Genomic DNA, 17,617 nt, shown 5'->3' with positions numbered 1-17,617 from the left:
GACGAGCGCGTCTGACGCAGGCGAAAGCCCGACGCGCCTCGCGCACGCCTGTCCGCCGATCGCGATGGCTGACCAGCAGGCGCCCTGACCGCGCCTCGCGTGCCGTGATGGGCACGGCGCAGACATCAAACGGAAACATACGGTCTACAACCCATCTGGCGTCCGACATCGACCGGAAACACACGATCTGCAACCCATCTGGCGTCCGACATCGACCGGAAACATACGGTCTACAACCTATTTTGGGCTCGACATCGACCGGAAACATACGATTTACGATTCATTTACGGTCCTTGTTTTATGAATCCGTCCTGAGGCCTCGATCGCCGCACCGCGAGGTCCTTCAGAACTTGCAACTTACGAGGACCCATGACCCAGGCTACCAAGGCGACCAAGATCGAGCTATTTTCGCTGTCGACTCCAGCGATGCGCGCATTCCACCTGACCTGGCTGGCGTTCTTCGCCTGCTTCTTCGCGTGGTTCGCGGTGGCACCGCTGATGCCGGTCATCAAGGGCGAATTCGGGCTGACCAAGGAGCAGATCGCCAACATCAACATCGCCGCCGTGGGAATCACGGTGGCGGGGCGTCTGGTGATCGGGCCGCTCTGCGACAAGTACGGCCCGCGGGCGACCTACACGTGCTTGCTCGCGCTCGGCGCCATCCCCGTGCTCGGGATCGCGCTCGCGCAGAGCTATGAGGTCTTCCTGTTCTTCAGGCTGCTGATCGGCATGATCGGCGCGAGCTTCGTCATCACGCAGTATCACACGTCCGTCATGTTCGCTCCCAACGTGGTCGGCACCGCGAACGCCACCAGCGCGGGCTGGGGCAACGCCGGAGGGGGGGTCACGCAGTCGACCATGCCCTGGGTGCTCGCGGCGGTGCTGAGCCTGGGTGTCAGCTCATCGCTCGGCTGGCGCCTCGCGATGGTGGTGCCGGGCGCGCTCATGCTCGTCGTCGCGGTCCTCTACTGGAAGTACACCCAGGACTGCCCGCAAGGGAACTACAAGGACCTTCGCGCGGCGGGCGTCGAGATCGAGGGCGGGAAGAAGGGCGGATGGGCGATCTTCAAGGCGGCGATGGGCAACTACCGGTCCTGGATGTTGTTCATCACGTACGGGGCCTGCTTCGGGATCGAGCTCTTCGTGCACAACGTGGCCGCCAGCTACTTCGTGGACCGCTTCAAGCTGGATCTCCAGACCGCGGGCATGGCCGCGGGTAGCTTCGGGCTCCTGGCGCTGTTCGCCCGCGCCGTGGGCGGCATGCTCTCCGATCGGCTGGCACACCGGAAGGGCCTGGACGCCCGCACGACCCTCCTGTTCGCGCTGATGGTCGGCGAGGGGCTCGGCCTGCTCTGGTTCTCCCGCATGCAGACGGCGGGGATGGCGGTGCTCGCGATGATCGTCTTCGGGCTCTTCACGCACATGGCTTGCGGCGCCACCTACGCGCTCGTGCCCTTCATCGATCGCAAGGCGCTCGGCGGCGTCGCAGGTATCGTGGGAGCGGGCGGCAACGTCGGCGCGGTCGCGGCGGGTTTCCTGCTCAAGGCGGTCGGCGACACCCAGGATTGCTTTGCGGTGCTGGGCTTCGCCGCGCTCGTCTCGTCTGTGTGCGCGATCCTGGTGCGCTTCACGGCCGCCCACAAGGCCAGCGAACAGGCCCTCTACGACAAGGCCCTCGCCGAGCGCCTCGCCCAGAGCGGCGCCCCGGCCACGGTCGGCCTCGCGCGCGCGAGCTGAGCACTCTCGAGGCGACCGCCGCGAACCATCGAGGGGCTCGCGGCGTCGCCCGTCGGAGGGAGCGCAGGGCGCCTCGTAATCGGCCTCCGCAACCCCCAGTCGAGCGCCCGGACGGTCCTCGTCACGCGGCTCGACCCCGACGCGGCCCCGGAGAAGCTACCACTGATCCATCTGAAAGTGATCGCGCACGATCCACTGAGGCGTTCCGCAGTCGTGAACACTGCCCAGCGTGAACCGCTGACCAAAGCCGCGCAGCGCCGCCGTCTGCTCGGGTGTCGCGGAGGTGATGTTCGCCAGCAGCCGCAAGTTCGGCAGCCCCTCGCCGCGCAGAAGCGACAGCGCCGCGTCCGCGCCGAGCGGCGTGAAGAATGACATGAGCAGCTCGAGCGACCGATCTCGAGCGTGACTCAACGCGTACGCGGCCGCGTCATCGAAGTCACTCTCCTCCACGTTCAGCCGCTGCAGCGAGGCCCAGCTCGCGCTCTCCGCCAGGTCACGCCAGAACGCCGGGCCCGCCGGAGTTCCCCACAAGCTCAGCGAGCGCAGCCGTGCCGCCAGCGGCAGACCCGACAGGCGCGGCATCATGCTGGCATCCACCTCACCGCAGCCGAGCGCCAGCCGGTCCAACCGAGGCCAGCGTGCGCCCTCGAACAGCGTGCACAGCGACCCGCTCAACACCCGCTCGTTGAAGCCCAACGACAGGTGCCGCAATCGCGGCCAGGCACCCGCGCCGTGCAGAGCCTCCAGCCCGGCATCCCCGATCCGCAGATTCCACAGCCCCAGTTGCTCGAGCTCCTCCTTGGGCAGCACGCGAGCAAACTCCCCCATCACGGCGTCCCCCTCGAAGCTCGCGCCGCTCGCTTCCAACACGAGCTGCCGCAGCATCGTCGCCGCGGGAGCTCGCGCCAGCGTCAACGCATCCCCTGCGTCGAGCAAGGCATCGGACAACAGCAGCCGTCGCGGCTTCAACGACTCGAGCGCAGCCAGGCACTCCTCCAGCTCAGCGCGCGGCAATTGCTCGAGCTCCAGCGAGCTCGCGTCCAGCAACCGTACTCGGGTCAGACGCCACAGGCACGCCGCATGATGTTTCCTCACCCGACGCGCCCTGAACAACCCCCACTCGAACTCGCCGTCGACCCCATCCTTGTCGCTCAGTCCCCACGCCCCGCGCAGCTCGTCCCGCGCCCTCCGCCGCGCTTGCCACGCTCCCGCCTCGTCGGCTCTTGCCCGCCGCTCCCATTCGATCAACTCAGCCAGCGGATCACCCGCCGCGCTCAACGTCTCGGCGTACGCGAGCCAGGCCTGCGCGTCGGTCGGATCACGCCGCAGCGCGGCCTCGAGCTCCCTGTCGTTCATCGTTCGCCCTCAGCGTCGCTTTGCCTGCCATGGTGGGGTTGCCCCTTGCACCATCGGGTCATGGTACACCGGTCGTGCTCGCCTGCGGTTGCGCGCGCCGGGGCCTCCGGGACGCCGCCCGGCGCGGCGCCGCGGGCGAGCGAGGCAGGCGGAGCGCGCGGCCGCAGGTCAGCGCGAGAGCGGGCTCGCCGTGCTCCGCAGCTCGCGGCGCCCCGCCGACAGGGCCTCCATCAGCGCGGTGTCCTCGGCTGGCTTGACGAGGTGCCTGTCGAAACCCGCCTCTCGCGATCTCCTCCGGTCCTCGTCCTGACCGTAGCCGCTCAGGGCGACGAGGCGCGTCGACGCGAGCGACGGCTCGGCGCGGATGGCGCGGGCCACGTCGTACCCATCCATCCCGCCCGGCAACCCGAGGTCGCACAGGACCACATCCGGAGGGCGCGTCCGGGCCGCCGTCAGGCCGGTCGGGCCGTCGAACGCCGTCTCCACGTCGTAGCCGCTCAGGGTCAAGAGCATCTCGAGGCTCTCGGCCGCGTCGTGGTTGTCCTCGATCACGAGGACGCGAACCCCCTGGCGAGTGGCCTCCTCCCCGTCGGAGGCGGGCGACACGTCCCGGGCGACCGGCGCCGCGAGCGGCAGCCGCAGCGTGAACACCGAGCCGCGGCCGGGCCCCTCGCTGTGAGCCGCCACCGTCCCGCCGTGGAGCTCGACGAGCCCCTTCACCAGCGCAAGGCCGAGCCCGAGCCCCCCCTTGCTCCTGGCCAGCCCCTGCTCCGCCTGGCTGAACGGATCGAAGATGCGCGACAGCAGCGCCGGCTCCATCCCGACGCCGTTGTCCTCGACCGTGATGACGGCCTGTCCAAACACGCCCCCTTCGCGCCCGGACGCCCGAGGCCGAGGGCCCGCCTCGACGCGCACGCCCACGCGCCCGCCCCCGCGCGCGCCCGCGTCGGTGAACTTGCCGGCGTTCTGCAGCAGATTGCCCAGCATCTGCGCCAGCCGGGTGTCGTCGCCCTCGACCCAGAGCGGCTCGTCCGGCGCGCTCACGCGGAGCGCCACGCCGTCGGCCTCGAGGTTCGCCCGGTAATCCTCGGCGGTCTGGCGGACGATGCCGACGAGATCGCAGCGCGCCTTGCGGAGCTGGATCCGGCCGCGGGCGATGCGAGAGATGTCGAGCAGGTCGTCGATCAGCCGGACCATGTGCGTGACCTGGCGATCGATCACGTCCCGGGCTCGCCGCTGCACGGGATCCGCCGCTCCGACCCTCCGGAGCATCGCGACGGCCGTGCGGACGGGCGCGAGGGGGTTGCGCAGCTCGTGGGCGAGCATGGCCAGGAACTCGTCCTTCCGTCGGTCCGCGTCCCGCAGCGCCTGCTCTGCCATCTTGAGATCGTGGATGTTGATCGCGATCCCGAACCAGCGGACGATCCGGCGCGAGGCGTCGCGGATGGGCCGCCCGCGCACCTTGAACCACTGGTATCCGCCGTCGCGCCACCGGATACGGTACTCCAGGTCATACGGGGCGAGCCCCCCGACCGCGGCGCGCCAGGCGGCGAAGACCCGCTCCCGATCGTCCGGGTGGAGGACCTCGAGCCACCGGTCGCCGAACTGCCGCTCGGCGGGCACGCCGGTGAACTCGACCCATTGCTCGCTGAAGAACTCGCAGTAGCCGTCGGGCCGGGTCGCCCACACCATGCCCGGGATCGATTCGAGGGTCTGACGGTGAAAGAGCTCGCTCTCGCGCAGCGCCGCCTCGGCCCGGTGGCGCTCGGTCAGATCCAGCATCGAGCCGATCATGCGGGTGGGCACGCCGCTCGCGCTCCGGCCGATGTAGCCGCGGTCGAGGATGGGCGCGTACGAGCCGTCGCCCTTGCGAAAGCGGTACTCGTCGGTCCAGCTCTCCCCGTTGCCGTCGATCGCCGCGCGGATCCCCTCGGATACCCGCGCCCTGTCCTCCGGGTGGATGCGGTCGTACCAGCCCTCGGGGCCGTCGCCGAGCTCCTCCGGCGTGCAGCCGAAATGCTGGACGACCGCTCCGTTCCAGTAGACCCGGTTCGTCTCCAGATCCCAGTCCCAGATCACGTCGTTCGTGGCGCGGTTGACGAGGCGATACTGCTCCTCGCTCCGCCGGACGGCCGCCTCGGCCTCCAGCCGGGCGGCTTCTGCGCTGGCCGCGCGGTCGCGGGCCTCGCTCTCCCGCAGCGCCGCCTCGGCCTGCCCGGCCGCGGCGGCGCCCTCGGCGCGCTGGCGGCCAGCCCCGTCCACCCGTGTGCTCCGCATCGTCCTCGCCCGGAGGTTTGCGTAGTGGCGCGCTCGGCGTTTCGCCACCCGCCGGCGCGCTCGTCGCGCCGAGAAACGATGCCGGAGACCTCGGCGACGCGGGCCCCGCGCGGGCCCCGTCAGCCGACGCGAGCTCGTCCGCGCGGTTGCGGCCGCGGCCTCTGGTAACAATGCATAGAGCGTGGCCGCGCTGGGGAAATCCGCGGAAGAAGGCGCCGCCGACGCGCTCAAGCGACAGCTGGCCGAGCTCGGCGGCGCCGAGGCGTTGCTGCAGGCGATCCTGGGCGGCGCATCCGATTGCATCCTGGTGATCTCCCCGGACGGCACGATCCTGCTCTCCGGCCGCGCGCTGCCGAGGGCGAGCTCGACGAGCCTGTTGCGGACGAGCATCTACGAGCACATCGCGCCGGAGACGCGCGAGGCGGCCCGCTCCTGCGTCGAGCGCGTGGTGCGGTCGGGGGCGTCCGACAGCTGCGAGTGCACGATCCCCGGCGAGCACGGCCAGGTAGCGCTCTACGAGGTGAGGGTCAGCCCCATCCTGCGCGGCGGCCGCGTCGCCACCCTGCTCATGATCTGCGCCGACGTCACGGAGCGGAGGGCGACGGAAGCGGCGCTCCGGAGGAGCGAGGAGCGCTATCGTTCGGTGATCGCCGCCCTCGACGAGGGGATCGTCCTCCAGGACGCGAGCGGCTCGATCGAGGCGTGCAACGCGAGCGCCGAGCGCATCCTCGGGCTCACGTCCGCGGAGATGGCGGGACGGGAGAGCCGCGATCCCCGCTGGAGGGCCGTCCACGAGGACGGCGCTCCGTTCAACGGCGACCTGCACCCGGCCATCGTGACGCTCCGCACGGGGGCGCCGCAGAAGAACGTGATCATGGGGGTCCACCGGCCGGAGGGCGAGATGGCGTGGATATCCATCAACTCGCAGCCGTTGCTCCGCCCGAGCGAGTCCATCCCGTACGCGGTGGTCACGTCGTTCCACGACATCACGGAGCGCAAGCGCTCCGAGGAGGAGCTGAGGAGGAGCGAGGAGCGCTTTCGCGCCACATTCAACCAGGCCGCGGTCGGCATCGGCCAGGCGTCGGTCGAGGGCCGGTGGCTCCGGCTGAACGAGAAATTCTGCGATCTCGTGGGCTACTCCCATGCAGAGATGACCGATCTCACGTTCCAGCAGATCACCTATCCGCCGGATCTGCCCACCGATATCGAGAACGTGCGCCGCATCCTGTCGGGGGAGGTCCAGACGGTCTCGCGGGAGAAGCGTTATGTCCGGAAGGGCGGCGAGCCGGTCTGGGCGAAGGTCACGGTCTCCCTGGTCCGCCACGCCTCCGGGGCGCCTGCCTACTTCATCGTCATCGCGGAGGACATCACGGACCGGAAGCACGTCGAGGAGACGCGCCAGGAGTTCTTGACCATCGCGTCGCACGAGCTCAAGACGCCCCTCACCCCGGTGATGCTCCGGGTGCAGGCGCTCCTTCGCATGTACCGGAGGGCCGGCGGGCCGCCGCCGGCCGCCGAGGAGGTGATCCCGAAGCTCGAGGCCGTGGAGGCGCTGCTCGGCAGGCTGAACCGGCTCGTCGAGGAGCTCCTCGACATCTCGCAGATCACGGCGGCGCCGATGACGGTGGCGCCGGAGGAGGTCGACCTCAGCGCGCTCCTCCGGGATATCGTGGACGGACACGCGGCGCTGCTCCGGCGCGCGGCGTGCCCGGTCACCGTCGACGCGCCGAGCGCCCTCCGCGGCCACTGGGACCCGGTGCGGATCGAGCAGATCATCACCAACCTGCTCTCCAACGCGTCCAAGTACGGCGGCGGCAAGCCCGTCGACGTGGCGCTCGAGGCGTCCGGCGACATGGCGCGCCTCACCGTCCGCGACCGCGGGATCGGCATCGCGGCGGCCGATCACGAGCGGATCTTCCGCTGCTTTCAGCGGGCGACGACGTCCCGCCATTACAGCGGGTTCGGGCTCGGGCTGTGGATCGTGCGCGAGGCGGCGGAGGCGATGGGCGGGGCGGTCCGCGTGGAGAGCCGCCTGGGCGAGGGCGCGAGGTTCACGGTCGAGCTGCCGCGCGCGCGGCGGCACGCGAGCGACTGATCAGCTCGCGTCCGGGGGCATGATCCCGCGCACGAGCTTCTGCGCGCTCGCCATGCTGGAGACCAGGCTGTGATGCTGGACGGCCTTCTCGACGGCCGCGATGAGCCCCGACACGTCGCCATTCTTGTCGAAATAGCCGAACGCCTTGTGGGTCGAGAGCAGGTCTTGCTTCTCCAGGATGTCCTGGAACGCGGTGTAGAAGATGATCGGCACCTTCGGGAACAGCGCCTTGATCTTCAGGTAGGCAGTGAGCCCGTCGATGCCCGGCATGCGGATATCCAGGATGACCAGGCTGACCATCTCCGTCATGGCGGCGATGCCCTCCTGCGCGCTCGCGTACAGGCGCACGTCGTAATCACGCCGCAGCGTGAACTCGAGCGCAGACCGCATCCGCGGGTCGTCGTCGATCACGACCACGATCGCCCGCTCTTTGTCGGGCTCCTCCGGCGCCTCGCCCGAAGCTTCGCGGAAGCGCCTGGTGAATTTCGCCGATGTCATCTTGGCGCCTCCTTTCAATTCCCGGAGAGGTTGAGATCGATCCGGCCGGCGGGCGCGCCGGCCGGCTGCGGCCGTTGCGGCTGTTGGTGGGGCGCCGCGCGCGGGAGCCGGACGATGAACGTCGTTCCGCGCTCCGCGGCGCTCTCGACGTCGATCGTCCCGCGGTACATCGCGACGAGGCGGGAGACGAAGCTGAGCCCCAGGCCCACGCCGGTCGTCGGCTTCGTCGAGAAGAACGGCTGGAAGATCTTCGAGAGGTCGTCGGACGAGATCCCGTCGGCGTTATCGCTGATGGTGAGGACCTGGAGCTCCCCCTCGTCGACCGTCTCGACCCGCATCCGCCGGCCGCGGCCGTCGCCGACCAGGAGCAGCGCGTCGCGCGCGTTCAGGACGATGTTGCTCACGATGGAGTCGAAGTGCGACTCGTACCCGACGACCGCCGAGCCGCCCCGGAGATCGAGCTCGACCGACACACCCTGACGCGCGAACTCGTCGCGGTGCCGCGCCGCGACGGACTCGATGACGCGGCGGAGGCTCACGACCTCGTTGCCGGCGAGCGCGACGCCGAGCTTCGAGTACTCCAGGATCCTGTTCGTGACGCTCAGCGCGCGCTCCGTGCAGTCGCCCACCATCCGGAGCACGCTGTCGAGCGTCTCCTCGGCCTCCTCGATGTCGCCCAGATGGGCGATGGCCGCCTTGATCTTGCCCTCCGGGATATCGCCCTTGAGCAAGTCGAACAGCTCGCCGAGCCGGGCCGCGTTCTTCGCGCACAGCGTCTCGCCGCCCTGGGTCACCGACTCGAGCACCATGGCGGCCCCCGAGAGGGCGTTGCGCATCTCGTGCGCGAAGCCGCCCGCCATCTGGTTCTCGACCGCCTCCCGCTCCAGGCGGACGATCGTCGCGTGGGCCTGCTCGAGCTCCGCCGTGCGCTCGCGGACCTTCTGCTCCACGCCCGTGTAGAGCTTCGCGTTCTCGATGGAGATCGCCATCTGCGAGGACAGCATCGAGAGGAGCTCCAGCCGCTCCTGGGTGAACGTCCCGGCCGCCGTGTTGTTCTCGAGGTAGATGGCCCCGTAAAGGCCGTTATGGTGGGTGATGGGCGTGCACAGGACCGACCTCGGGCAGCGCTGCGCGACGTAGTCGTCGCGCTGGAACTGCCGATCTGTCGAGGCGTCGGAGAGGACGACGCACTGTCCCGTCCGCGCGACGTACTGCACGATCGCGGCCCAGAGGAGCGGGCGTTCGTGCGCCGCGGCCTGGTCGAGCGGCAGCCCCGGGAAGCGCGGTTCGTCGCGGCCGTCCGTCCAGTCGACCTCGGCCTCGATCCGCAGGCCGTTGCTGTCCCGGAGGACGAGGCAGCCGCGCTGGGCGCCGGCGTTCTCCATGGCGACCGACATGAGCTTGGCGAGGAGCCTGTCGAGCACGATCTCCCCGGAGATCGCCTGCGCCGCCTTCAGGACCGTCCTGAGGTCGAGGCGCGATGCGCCGAGCGAGGTCGTCGTGACGAACGTCCGTGAGGGCGCGATCTCCGAGGATCGCGGAGGGTGCGCCTCGCGCGCGGCGAGCTGTGGATACCGCTCCTCCAGGTCCTGCGCCTTGCGGACGGCGCCCCAGAGGTCGTAGTGGTAACTCGCGTCCGCGAGGTACACGCGCGCGAGCTTCTCTTTCCCCTGCGCGAGCCAGAACCGCCCCGCCAGCTCGCAGGCCACCGCGGCCTCGTTCACGTAGTCGTGCTCCGAGGCGGACGCGATGGCGCGGTCGTACAGGTCCAGCGCCTCGGCCGCGCGGCCGTCGATCCGCGCGAGCTCGGCCTCCACGAGCAGGTACCGGTGCAGGAAGTTGCTGGCGCACGTACCGGACAGCGCCTTGAGCTTCACCTGGTTCTCCGACAGCTTCGCGCGGTAGCGCGCCTTGTCCTCCGGCGAGGCCGCCGGGTAGAGCGCGGTCATGGCGAGGGAGTAATAGAAGGTGTGCAGCGGCGTGAACACCTTGCCCGTGCTCGCGCCGAGGGTCGGCTCCGTCTCGGCGGCGTGCTTGTAGGCGAGCTCGTATTCGCCGAACACGAAATAGAGCATGGCCTGCGCCGTATGGATATAATTGACGGTGTTGAAGTTCTTCGTCGCGTAGAGGCCGGGGAGCGCCTGCTCGGCGTCGAAGAACTCTCCCTTGATCTTCGCCGCGTGCTCGGACCTGCCGGTGAGGTTCCGGATGACCTGCCGCCACACGCTGAGCTGGTTGATGACCTGCTCCTGCTTGAACCTGAACACCTCCTCGATGTGCCTGTCGAACATCGCCTCGAGGTCGAGGAGGTTCTGCCCGGAGACGGCGCCGCAGACGAAGGCGTTGATCAGGCAGTACGCGGCGCTCTCGGCGTCGCCGTTCTCGGCGTAGCTCAGGTACCCTTCGAGGAGCGGCGACTGGCTCTCGCGGGCCGGACGGTAGAAGTGCCGGGAGAGCCCGTAATAGAAGTTGTAGACGCTCGCCTTGTAGAACGGCTCGTCCCGGCGCCGATGCACCGCGATCGAAAGCTCACCGAACCGGGATCCCGTCGCGATGTCGCCCACGCCGGCGTTGACGAGCACGCTGAACGCCGCGAACGCATACGACGAGAGCGGCGACTCGCCGTGATCCATCGTCAGGTCGAGCGCGCGGCAGATGAAGAGCCCGAGCATCTCCGGCGCGGCGAAATACGACGCATGGATCGCGCGCCGGAGGATCACGAGCGCGGCTTGCTTCGGGGCCTCCGTCATCGGGGCGAGCCGGCCGAGGCGCTCGAGGCCGATCTCGGCGACCTGCTTCGTCGTCTTCGTGTACGCGTCGAGGAAATCCTGCATGCCGGGGCTCGCCGGGAACGTCTCGCCGAGCTGCGCGAGCGCCTCCACGGCGATGTCCACGGCCTTCCGGAACTCCGCCTGGGTGTGGTGATAGAGGATCAGGAGCTCGTAGAGCTTGCTCCTGTTCATGACGTCGTGGATCTCGCACAGGGCGGCGTCCACGAGCTCCTTCATCGCGCCCCAGTCGGCGTTCATGCACGCCGCCTCGGCCGCGCCGACGTGGAGCGCGCTCATCAGCGCAGGATCGCTCTGCCAGGCGCTCGCGGGCAGCAGCGAGAGGCCTCGGGCGAAGTAGCCGCGCGCCGCGTCGAAGGCGGCGGAGAGCAGCGCGCGCCGGCCCGCGAGGAGGTTCAGCTCCGCGAGGCGCCGCAGCTCCGCGGCGTCGCTCAGCAGGTCGGCGCCGCGGTTCAGGTGGTAGACGACGTCGAAGACCTTCTCCTCGGGGGCGCGCCCGCCCAGGCTCTGCAGGAGCAGCCGGCCGATGTCGGCGTGGAGGCCGCTGCGCTCGCCGTCCTCGATCATGGCGTACGCGGCCTGCTGGACCCGATCGTGGAGGAACCTGTAGTCCGGGAAGACGAGCGGCGCGGCGAGATCGTCGGGCGCCGCGGGCTCCATCGGGGAGAGCGGGACGATGAGGCCCTCCTGCAGCGCGGGCGCGAGGTGCCGGTAGGCATCGGCGCGGGTCTCCTCGCGGATGACAACGAGCCTGCCCAGGTCGAAGCGGTTGCCGAGGCAGGACGCCGACATGAGCGCTCGCTGCGTGTCCGCGGGGAGCTCCCGCAGCTTGCCGATCATCAGATCGACGACGTTGTCCGTGATGTTCCTGGACTCGATGTGCTCGACATCCCACGTCCACGCCGCGAGCCCGGCGTCGTACCGCAAACACCCGGTGTGGTGCAGCGTGCGGAGGAACTCGTTGACGAAGAACGGGTTGCCGCCCGTCTTCCGCGTGACCAGCGCCGCGAGCGGCATGACCGCCGCTGCGTCCGCGCGCAGCGCGTCGGCGAGCATCCGGCAGACCATCTCGGCGCCGAGCGGCCCCGGGGAGATCTCGCGCACCCGGCCGACCGCCCCTTCCCGTCGCAGCGCGGCGATCGCGGCCGAGAGCGGGTGCGCGGCCCCCACCTCGTTGTCGCGGTAGGCGCCGATCACGAGCAGGCCGCGCAGCTTCGCGTCGGTCATCAAGAGCTCGATGACCCTGAGGGACGCCGCGTCGGCCCACTGCAGATCGTCGAGGAAGATGGCCAGCGGGCGCTCGGCGTCGCAGAACACGCGGACGAAGTTCTGGAGGACGCGCACGAAGCGGTTCTGGGACTCGGCGGGCCCCAGCGCCTGGACGGCCGGCTGGTCGCCCACGATGCGCTCGATCTCCGGGATGACGTCGACGAGGACCTGCCCGTTCGCCCCGAGCGCGGCCTTGATCTTCGAGCGCCACAGCGCGAACTGCGCCTCGGGCTCGGCGACGATCTGCCGCACCAGGTCGCGGAACGCGCTGGTGATCGCGGTGTACGGGGTGCTTCGCTGGAGCTGGTCGTACTTGCCCGCGACGAAGTACCCGCGCGCCTCGGTGATGGGCTTGTACAGCTCGTGCGCCAGCGCGGACTTGCCGATCCCCGAGTACCCGGCGATGAGCATCAGCTCGGCGCCGCCCCGCGCCGCGCGCTCGAACGCCTCGAGCAGCGCCTGCACCTCGCGCTCGCGCCCGTAGAGCTGCTGCGGGATGCGGAGCTCGCCGGAGGCGTCGGCGCGGCCGAGCGGGAACGGGGTGATCTCGCCCGTGGCCGCGAGGCGCCGCTCGCACTCCTCCAGGTCGTGAAGGAGGCCCGCCGCGCTCTGGTAACGGCCCTCGGCCGCCTTCGCCATGAGCTTCATCACGAGGTCCGACAGGACCTCCGGCACGCCCGGACAGCGCGCGCGCGGCGGGGCGGGATCGCGCGCGACGTGGCAGTGAACGAGCTCCATGGCGTCCGTCGCGCTGAAGGGCGGCGCGCCCGTGAGGAGCTCGTAGAAGGTGGCGCCGAGCGAGTAGAAATCGGTGCGATGGTCGAGGGACCGGTTCATGCGGCCGGTCTGCTCGGGAGAGATGTAGGCGAGGGTCCCCTCGAGCACCGCGGGGCTCTTGATCGAGAGCTCCTCCCGGGAAAGCCGCGTCGAGATGCCAAAGTCGATGATCTTGGCAACACCCGTCTCGCGGTTGACTACGATATTGGACGGATTGATATCCTTGTGTATAATTCCGCTTCCGTGGACTTCGCGAAGGGCGCGCGTGATCTGGATCGCAAGCCGGACGAAGTCCGCGGCGTCGAGCGGGCGGCGCTGGAGGTGGTGGAGGTGGTGCGCCAGCGAGCGGCCGCCGAAATCCTCGAGGACGAGGAGGAGCCCGTTCTCGTGCCTGCACAGGTCGAGCGCCCGGACGACGCCCGGCGCATCCAGGTTGCTGAGCACCGCGTATTCGTGCCGGTAGCGCGTGAGCTCCGTCTGGCTGGGATAGTCCGAGCGCAGCAGCTTGAGGATCACGGCGCGCCCGTCTCCGGCGCGCTGGCCCCGGTAGACGCGCGAGCTGCCGCTCTCGTAGATCTTGTCGGTCGCTTGATACCCCGAGATCGTCAGCATCACTCCCCTTGACGTCGGACGTGCTCTGGCGCTGTCAGGCGCGGTCAACAGCCCACGTCGTGGCATGCCCCCGCCACGAATGTGTCCTGGATGGTACCACGAAGACGCTTCGCGGCTGGACGAATCTCGCCGGACGGCGTGGGTGGATATCCGCCGTTGATACCTGTTCTGGTTCAGGGTGCTACTTTGGGAGCCGGGCCTGCGAGGTCTCCGGACAGGCAGCAGGGAACAGAGGGCGATGGCCCGCACGGAGCCGGGACGCTGCCCGGCCGCTAGCTCCGTGAGCGTCGTGACGCCGTCGTCGAGTCCCTGGCGCTCGCCCTCTTCACGAAGGCGCCCGGCGTGAGCCCGACGAGCTCCCGGAAGTCGGCGATGAGGTGCGCCTGGTCGTAATAGCCCGCGTCTCTCGCGATGCGCGCCCAGTCCTTCGAGGTCGCTGCCATCCGCACCGCACGCTGCAGGCGAACGGTGCGCGCGAAATCCTTCGGCGAGACGCCGACGCTCTCGGTGAAGGCACGGCGGAGATGCCGCGCCGTGACGCCCAGCCGCTCCGCCACGCTCTCCACCCGAACCTCGTCTCCTTCGAGCAAGCGAACCGCGCGGCGCGCGAGCCGCGCCGATGCCGATTCGAACGTCTGGCGGGTACGAAGGGCGATGGCGCGGGACACTCGGTCGAGGAGCTCCGGCAGGCTGCGCGCCGCGAGCAGCTCGTCGCATAGATCGCCGCCCGGGCGGCCCCAGATGTCTTCCAGCGGGACGATCCGATCCGTCAGCACGCTCGCGGCCACGCCGAGGAGCGGCGCCGACCAGCCTGGCTTGAACTGGATGCTGATCGCCCGCGCCACACCGCCGGCGTTCTTGAACAGCGCGCGCGTGCGCGGCCCCGCGACGCACACGTCGCCTCTCTGGCCTTCCTCGAGCACGCGGAAGACGAGCATCGTTCGTCCGTCGGGCAGCCGTTCATGACGTGTGTGCCCACCCACCGGCAGGAGCGAGTGAACACCCTCGACGAAGCGCGAGAGCGAGAACGTCGCCGCGGTGTCCGTCGTGTGCAGCACCGTCGCAGTGTCGCGCGCCAGCTGCGTTCGTTCAAGCCGACGTGGCGCGAGCGCTCCGAAAATGTCCGGTCCTTCCAATGAGAGAGCGGTGGCGGGAGCTACCAAGGCGATGAGCGGGGCCGAGCCCCCGAAAGGAACTCCACATCATGAGCCAACCGACTCCCGCAGCGAACGCCTCCAGCGCACCCGCGCAGGTCTTCTCGATCCACCCCATCGTGCTGCGCGCTCCCGGCCGCCCCGTCGATCTCCAGGTGCGCGTCTCCGCGCCCGTGACCGGAAGCGAGCTGCCCATCCTGCTGCTCTCGCACGGCCACGGCCCCTCCAACTTCGTCTCGTCGCTCCACGGCTACGCCCCGCTCGCCAATTACTTCGCGGCGCACGGCTTCGTCGTGATCCAGCCCACGCATCTCGACTCGAAGACGCTGCCCTTCAGAGGCTCGGACCACCCCGATGCGCCTCTCTTCTGGCGCGCGCGCGCCGAGGACATGAGCCGCATCCTCGACCAGCTCGACGCGATCGAGCGCGCCGTCCCTGCGACCGCCGGGCGTGTGGATCGAAGCAAGGTGGCGGTCCTCGGCCACTCGATGGGCGGGCACACCGCGAGCGTGCTGCTCGGCGCGCGCCAGGTGGATCCCCACGACGGAAGCGAGGTGAGCGTCGCCGAGCCGCGGATCAAGGCGGGCGTGCTGCTCGCCGCGCCCGGCCGAGGCGACGCCCTCAGCAAGTACGCAGCAGAGAACTACCCATTCTTCGCGAACATCGATTTTTCCACCATGACGACGCCCGCGCTCGTGGTCGCCGGCGACAAAGACGGCTCTCCCCACCTGACGACCGCAGGCGCCGCCTGGCACGCTGATCCCTACTTCCTCTCCCCAGGCCCCAAGTCGCTGCTCATGCTGGTCGACGCAGGGCACGGGCTGGGGGGCGTGGCGGGCTACGACCTCGCCGAGACCACCGACGAGAACCCCGAGCGCGTGGCTGCCGTCCAGCTCCTCACGCGGGCCTACCTCCGCACCGCGCTCTACCCCGGAGACCCCGCCTGGCAGGACGCACGAAGCGCGCTGGCGGGCGCTGCCAGGCCGCTCGGACGAGTCGAGTCCAAGTCGTGATGATCGAGCGCTCGCGGATGAGGCCTGCCGAGCACCAGGCAGGCGAGTGAGGCGTACGAAAGTACCCCGCAGCGAGCCGAACGACGCGGCGGAGCTCGCAGCGCACGAAGATGCGCCCCGCGTTCACCCCGTGAGCGCGTCGAGGGCCGCGAGCAGCGGCGCGGCCCTCTCGCGGTCGATCATCTGCACATAGGCGATCCTGCCGCGCAGGTGCGCCTCGAAGTCCGGCACGCCCCGGCGGTTCTGGGCGGCGAGGCCGGTCTTCTTCGCCGCGTGGAGGATCGCGCGCAGGCGGCGCACCTCCTCGCGCGGCGCCGAGGGCTTGTCGTTGACCACGACGCCCGTCACCACCTGCCGACCGCCGGAGCGCTGGATACGACCCTTCGCCGGATTGATGGCGAAGCCCTCCTCCTCGACGATGTGGCGGACGCGGGCCAGCAGCATTGCAATATCGCCGCGCTTGCCCGGGGGCGCCGAGAAGGTGAGGTCGTCCGCGTACCGTGTGTAGGTGAAGCCCGCGCGGGAGCACATGCCGGCGAGGCGGCGATCGAGCTTCCGCGCGACCTGGTTCGAGATCGCCGGGCTCGTGCACGCGCCCTGCGGCAGCGCGCGATCGCCGACCGCGACCCAGTAGCGCTGCCCGTCGTACTCGACAGGACGCCGCGGCGGCTCGGTGCAGAGCAGGGCGAGGAGCGTGGCCACCGCCGGGGAGTAGCCGAGCCGATGGAAGACGCCGCGCACCCGCGGGAACGTGATGGTCGGGAAGAAATCGGACAGATCGAGGTTCACGACCACGTCGCGGCGCGTGTGCGGGCGCGCGTTGGTGACCGTGGAGCGGCCCTTCACGAAGCCGTGCGCGGGCTCCTCGACGGGCAGCTTCTCCAGGATCTCGCGCAGGACCCAGGCCTGCGCCGCGGCCAGGGATGCGTGGGGCGCCGCGAGCTGCCTCGTCCCGCCCGAGCGCTTCGGGACGTCGAAGTACACGTAGTGAGGGCGCTCGACGGCCTCGCCGTGAAAGCAGAGCCAGCGCAGGCGCGGGACGGCGACGCCGAGGGCCGCGGCCAGGTCGGCCGGGGTGGACAGCACGGGCAGCCCGCGCTGGGCGAGCGACTCGACGTGCGAGCGTCGGTCCGCGAGGCCCGCCGAGACGTCGGTGCCCACGAAAATGATGTCCTCGGCCCGGCGGCGCGCGACGGCCTCGGCGCGCTGGCGCTTGCGCTCGGCGCTCTGGCGCCGCTTCTCCTCCTTGCGGGCGAGCTTCTCGCGCTTGAGCCGCTCGATCGCCTCGTCGGCCGAGCGCGCCGCGACGGTGCCGGCGAGCGCCGCGGCGTCCTTGTGCCTGAGCCAGAGATCGCCGACGCGGTGGATCTCGGCGAGCTGCGCCTCGGTGAGCAGGCCGCGCAGGACGAGGCCCCGATCGATGAGGGCGGTGCGCTCGTCGCTCTGCGGCGGGATCGTGTCCACGCGGCCGATCCAGGCCGTCATGTTCGGGTTGATCTTGAGAGCGCGCCTGCGCAGCTCGTCCGCGGAGAGGCCGAGGATCCCGCCGGCGTCGTAGGGGTCCGCGGGGCGCGGCTTCGCGCCCGCCGCCGCGGCGCGGGGCTGCCCCGCGCGGGCGGCCGGCTTCGCCGCCCGGGCCACCTGGACCTGCGCAGGCGCGGCCCCGGCGCCTCCGCCGCCCACCAGCTCGGCCTCGGCCCCGTCCGGCGCTCGCTCCCCCTGCTCGGCCCCGCCAAGGCCGAGCATCGACTTCAGCTTGTCCCAGAAGCCCATTCGACAGTTCCTCTGGACAGCACCCGGTCCAGCCCTCCAAGGAAGCCCGCCCGCCCGACTACTTGCTCGTGACCACGCCCGATCACCCAGGCGCCGGGCAGCTGTGCGGTTCCAGGACCGCAGGTCCCTCTGAGTGGAACCGCACAGCTGCTAAAGGCGCCCAAAGAACATCGGGGGTGGGGATGCATGGAAGAACAACCTCCACCGCGGCGGAGCGCCGCAGCATGTTGGGCTCGAGCGGACGGACCTCCTTGCAGGGCTGGACTC

The 17,617-nt window shown here is 70.2% G+C and carries 9 protein-coding genes; 3 read left to right on the top strand and 6 right to left on the bottom strand.

Annotated elements, in window-relative coordinates:
- The first annotated feature begins 369 nt into the window (after positions 1–369).
- Entirely contained in the window at positions 370–1,737 is a 1,368-nt protein-coding gene (locus tag WME82_RS15030; RefSeq protein ID WP_437871865.1) for an MFS transporter, read from the top strand.
- A 156-nt stretch (positions 1,738–1,893) separates the two neighbouring features.
- On the opposite strand, the gene WME82_RS15025 is transcribed toward WME82_RS15030, so the two are convergent.
- Both WME82_RS15025 and WME82_RS15020 read right to left on the bottom strand, forming a co-directional pair.
- Positions 1,894–3,093: a hypothetical protein gene (locus tag WME82_RS15025; RefSeq protein ID WP_438043387.1), complete on the bottom strand. Its 1,200-nt coding sequence runs from the start codon at positions 3,091–3,093 to the stop codon at positions 1,894–1,896.
- 168 nt (positions 3,094–3,261) lie between these two features.
- Entirely contained in the window at positions 3,262–5,418 is a 2,157-nt protein-coding gene (locus WME82_RS15020) for a hybrid sensor histidine kinase/response regulator (RefSeq protein ID WP_438043386.1), read from the bottom strand.
- A 133-nt stretch (positions 5,419–5,551) separates the two neighbouring features.
- On the opposite strand from WME82_RS15020, the gene WME82_RS15015 reads away from it, so the two are divergent.
- Complete coding sequence (locus WME82_RS15015) at positions 5,552–7,465, top strand: PAS domain S-box protein (protein WP_438043385.1); 1,914 nt, start codon at positions 5,552–5,554, stop codon at positions 7,463–7,465.
- Here the strand turns inward: WME82_RS15015 and WME82_RS15010 are convergent, their stop codons facing one another.
- The 3 genes from WME82_RS15010 to WME82_RS15000 all read right to left on the bottom strand — a co-directional run bounded on the left by WME82_RS15010 (position 7,466) and on the right by WME82_RS15000 (position 14,468).
- On the bottom strand, positions 7,466–7,963 hold the full coding sequence (locus WME82_RS15010) for a response regulator (RefSeq protein ID WP_437768503.1): 498 nt from the start codon (positions 7,961–7,963) through the stop codon (positions 7,466–7,468). It lies immediately after the preceding gene.
- A gap of 14 nt (positions 7,964–7,977) precedes the next feature.
- Positions 7,978–13,410 carry a trifunctional serine/threonine-protein kinase/ATP-binding protein/sensor histidine kinase gene (locus WME82_RS15005; RefSeq protein WP_438043384.1) on the bottom strand — a complete coding sequence of 1,811 codons (5,433 nt, stop codon included), beginning with the start codon at positions 13,408–13,410 and terminating at the stop codon, positions 7,978–7,980.
- A 272-nt stretch (positions 13,411–13,682) separates the two neighbouring features.
- Positions 13,683–14,468 (bottom strand): helix-turn-helix domain-containing protein, encoded by a 786-nt coding sequence (locus WME82_RS15000; protein ID WP_438043383.1) that lies wholly within the window; start codon positions 14,466–14,468, stop codon positions 13,683–13,685.
- Between the two features lie 146 nt (positions 14,469–14,614).
- On the opposite strand from WME82_RS15000, the gene WME82_RS14995 reads away from it, so the two are divergent.
- Entirely contained in the window at positions 14,615–15,577 is a 963-nt protein-coding gene (locus WME82_RS14995) for an alpha/beta hydrolase family protein (RefSeq protein WP_438043382.1), read from the top strand.
- Positions 15,578–15,700: 123 nt separating this feature from the next.
- Here WME82_RS14995 and WME82_RS14990 read toward each other — a convergent pair whose 3' ends face one another.
- Positions 15,701–17,350 carry a reverse transcriptase family protein gene (locus WME82_RS14990; protein ID WP_438043381.1) on the bottom strand — a complete coding sequence of 550 codons (1,650 nt, stop codon included), beginning with the start codon at positions 17,348–17,350 and terminating at the stop codon, positions 15,701–15,703.
- Between the last annotated feature and the right edge of the window lie 267 nt (positions 17,351–17,617).

Origin of the sequence: Sorangium sp. So ce128, assembly GCF_051525245.1 — a bacterium.
Taxonomy (GTDB): domain Bacteria; phylum Myxococcota_A; class Polyangia; order Polyangiales; family Polyangiaceae; genus Sorangium; species Sorangium cellulosum_B.
Note: the sequence above shows the minus strand (reverse complement) of the source record. Positions and strands in the feature narration are given on the sequence as shown.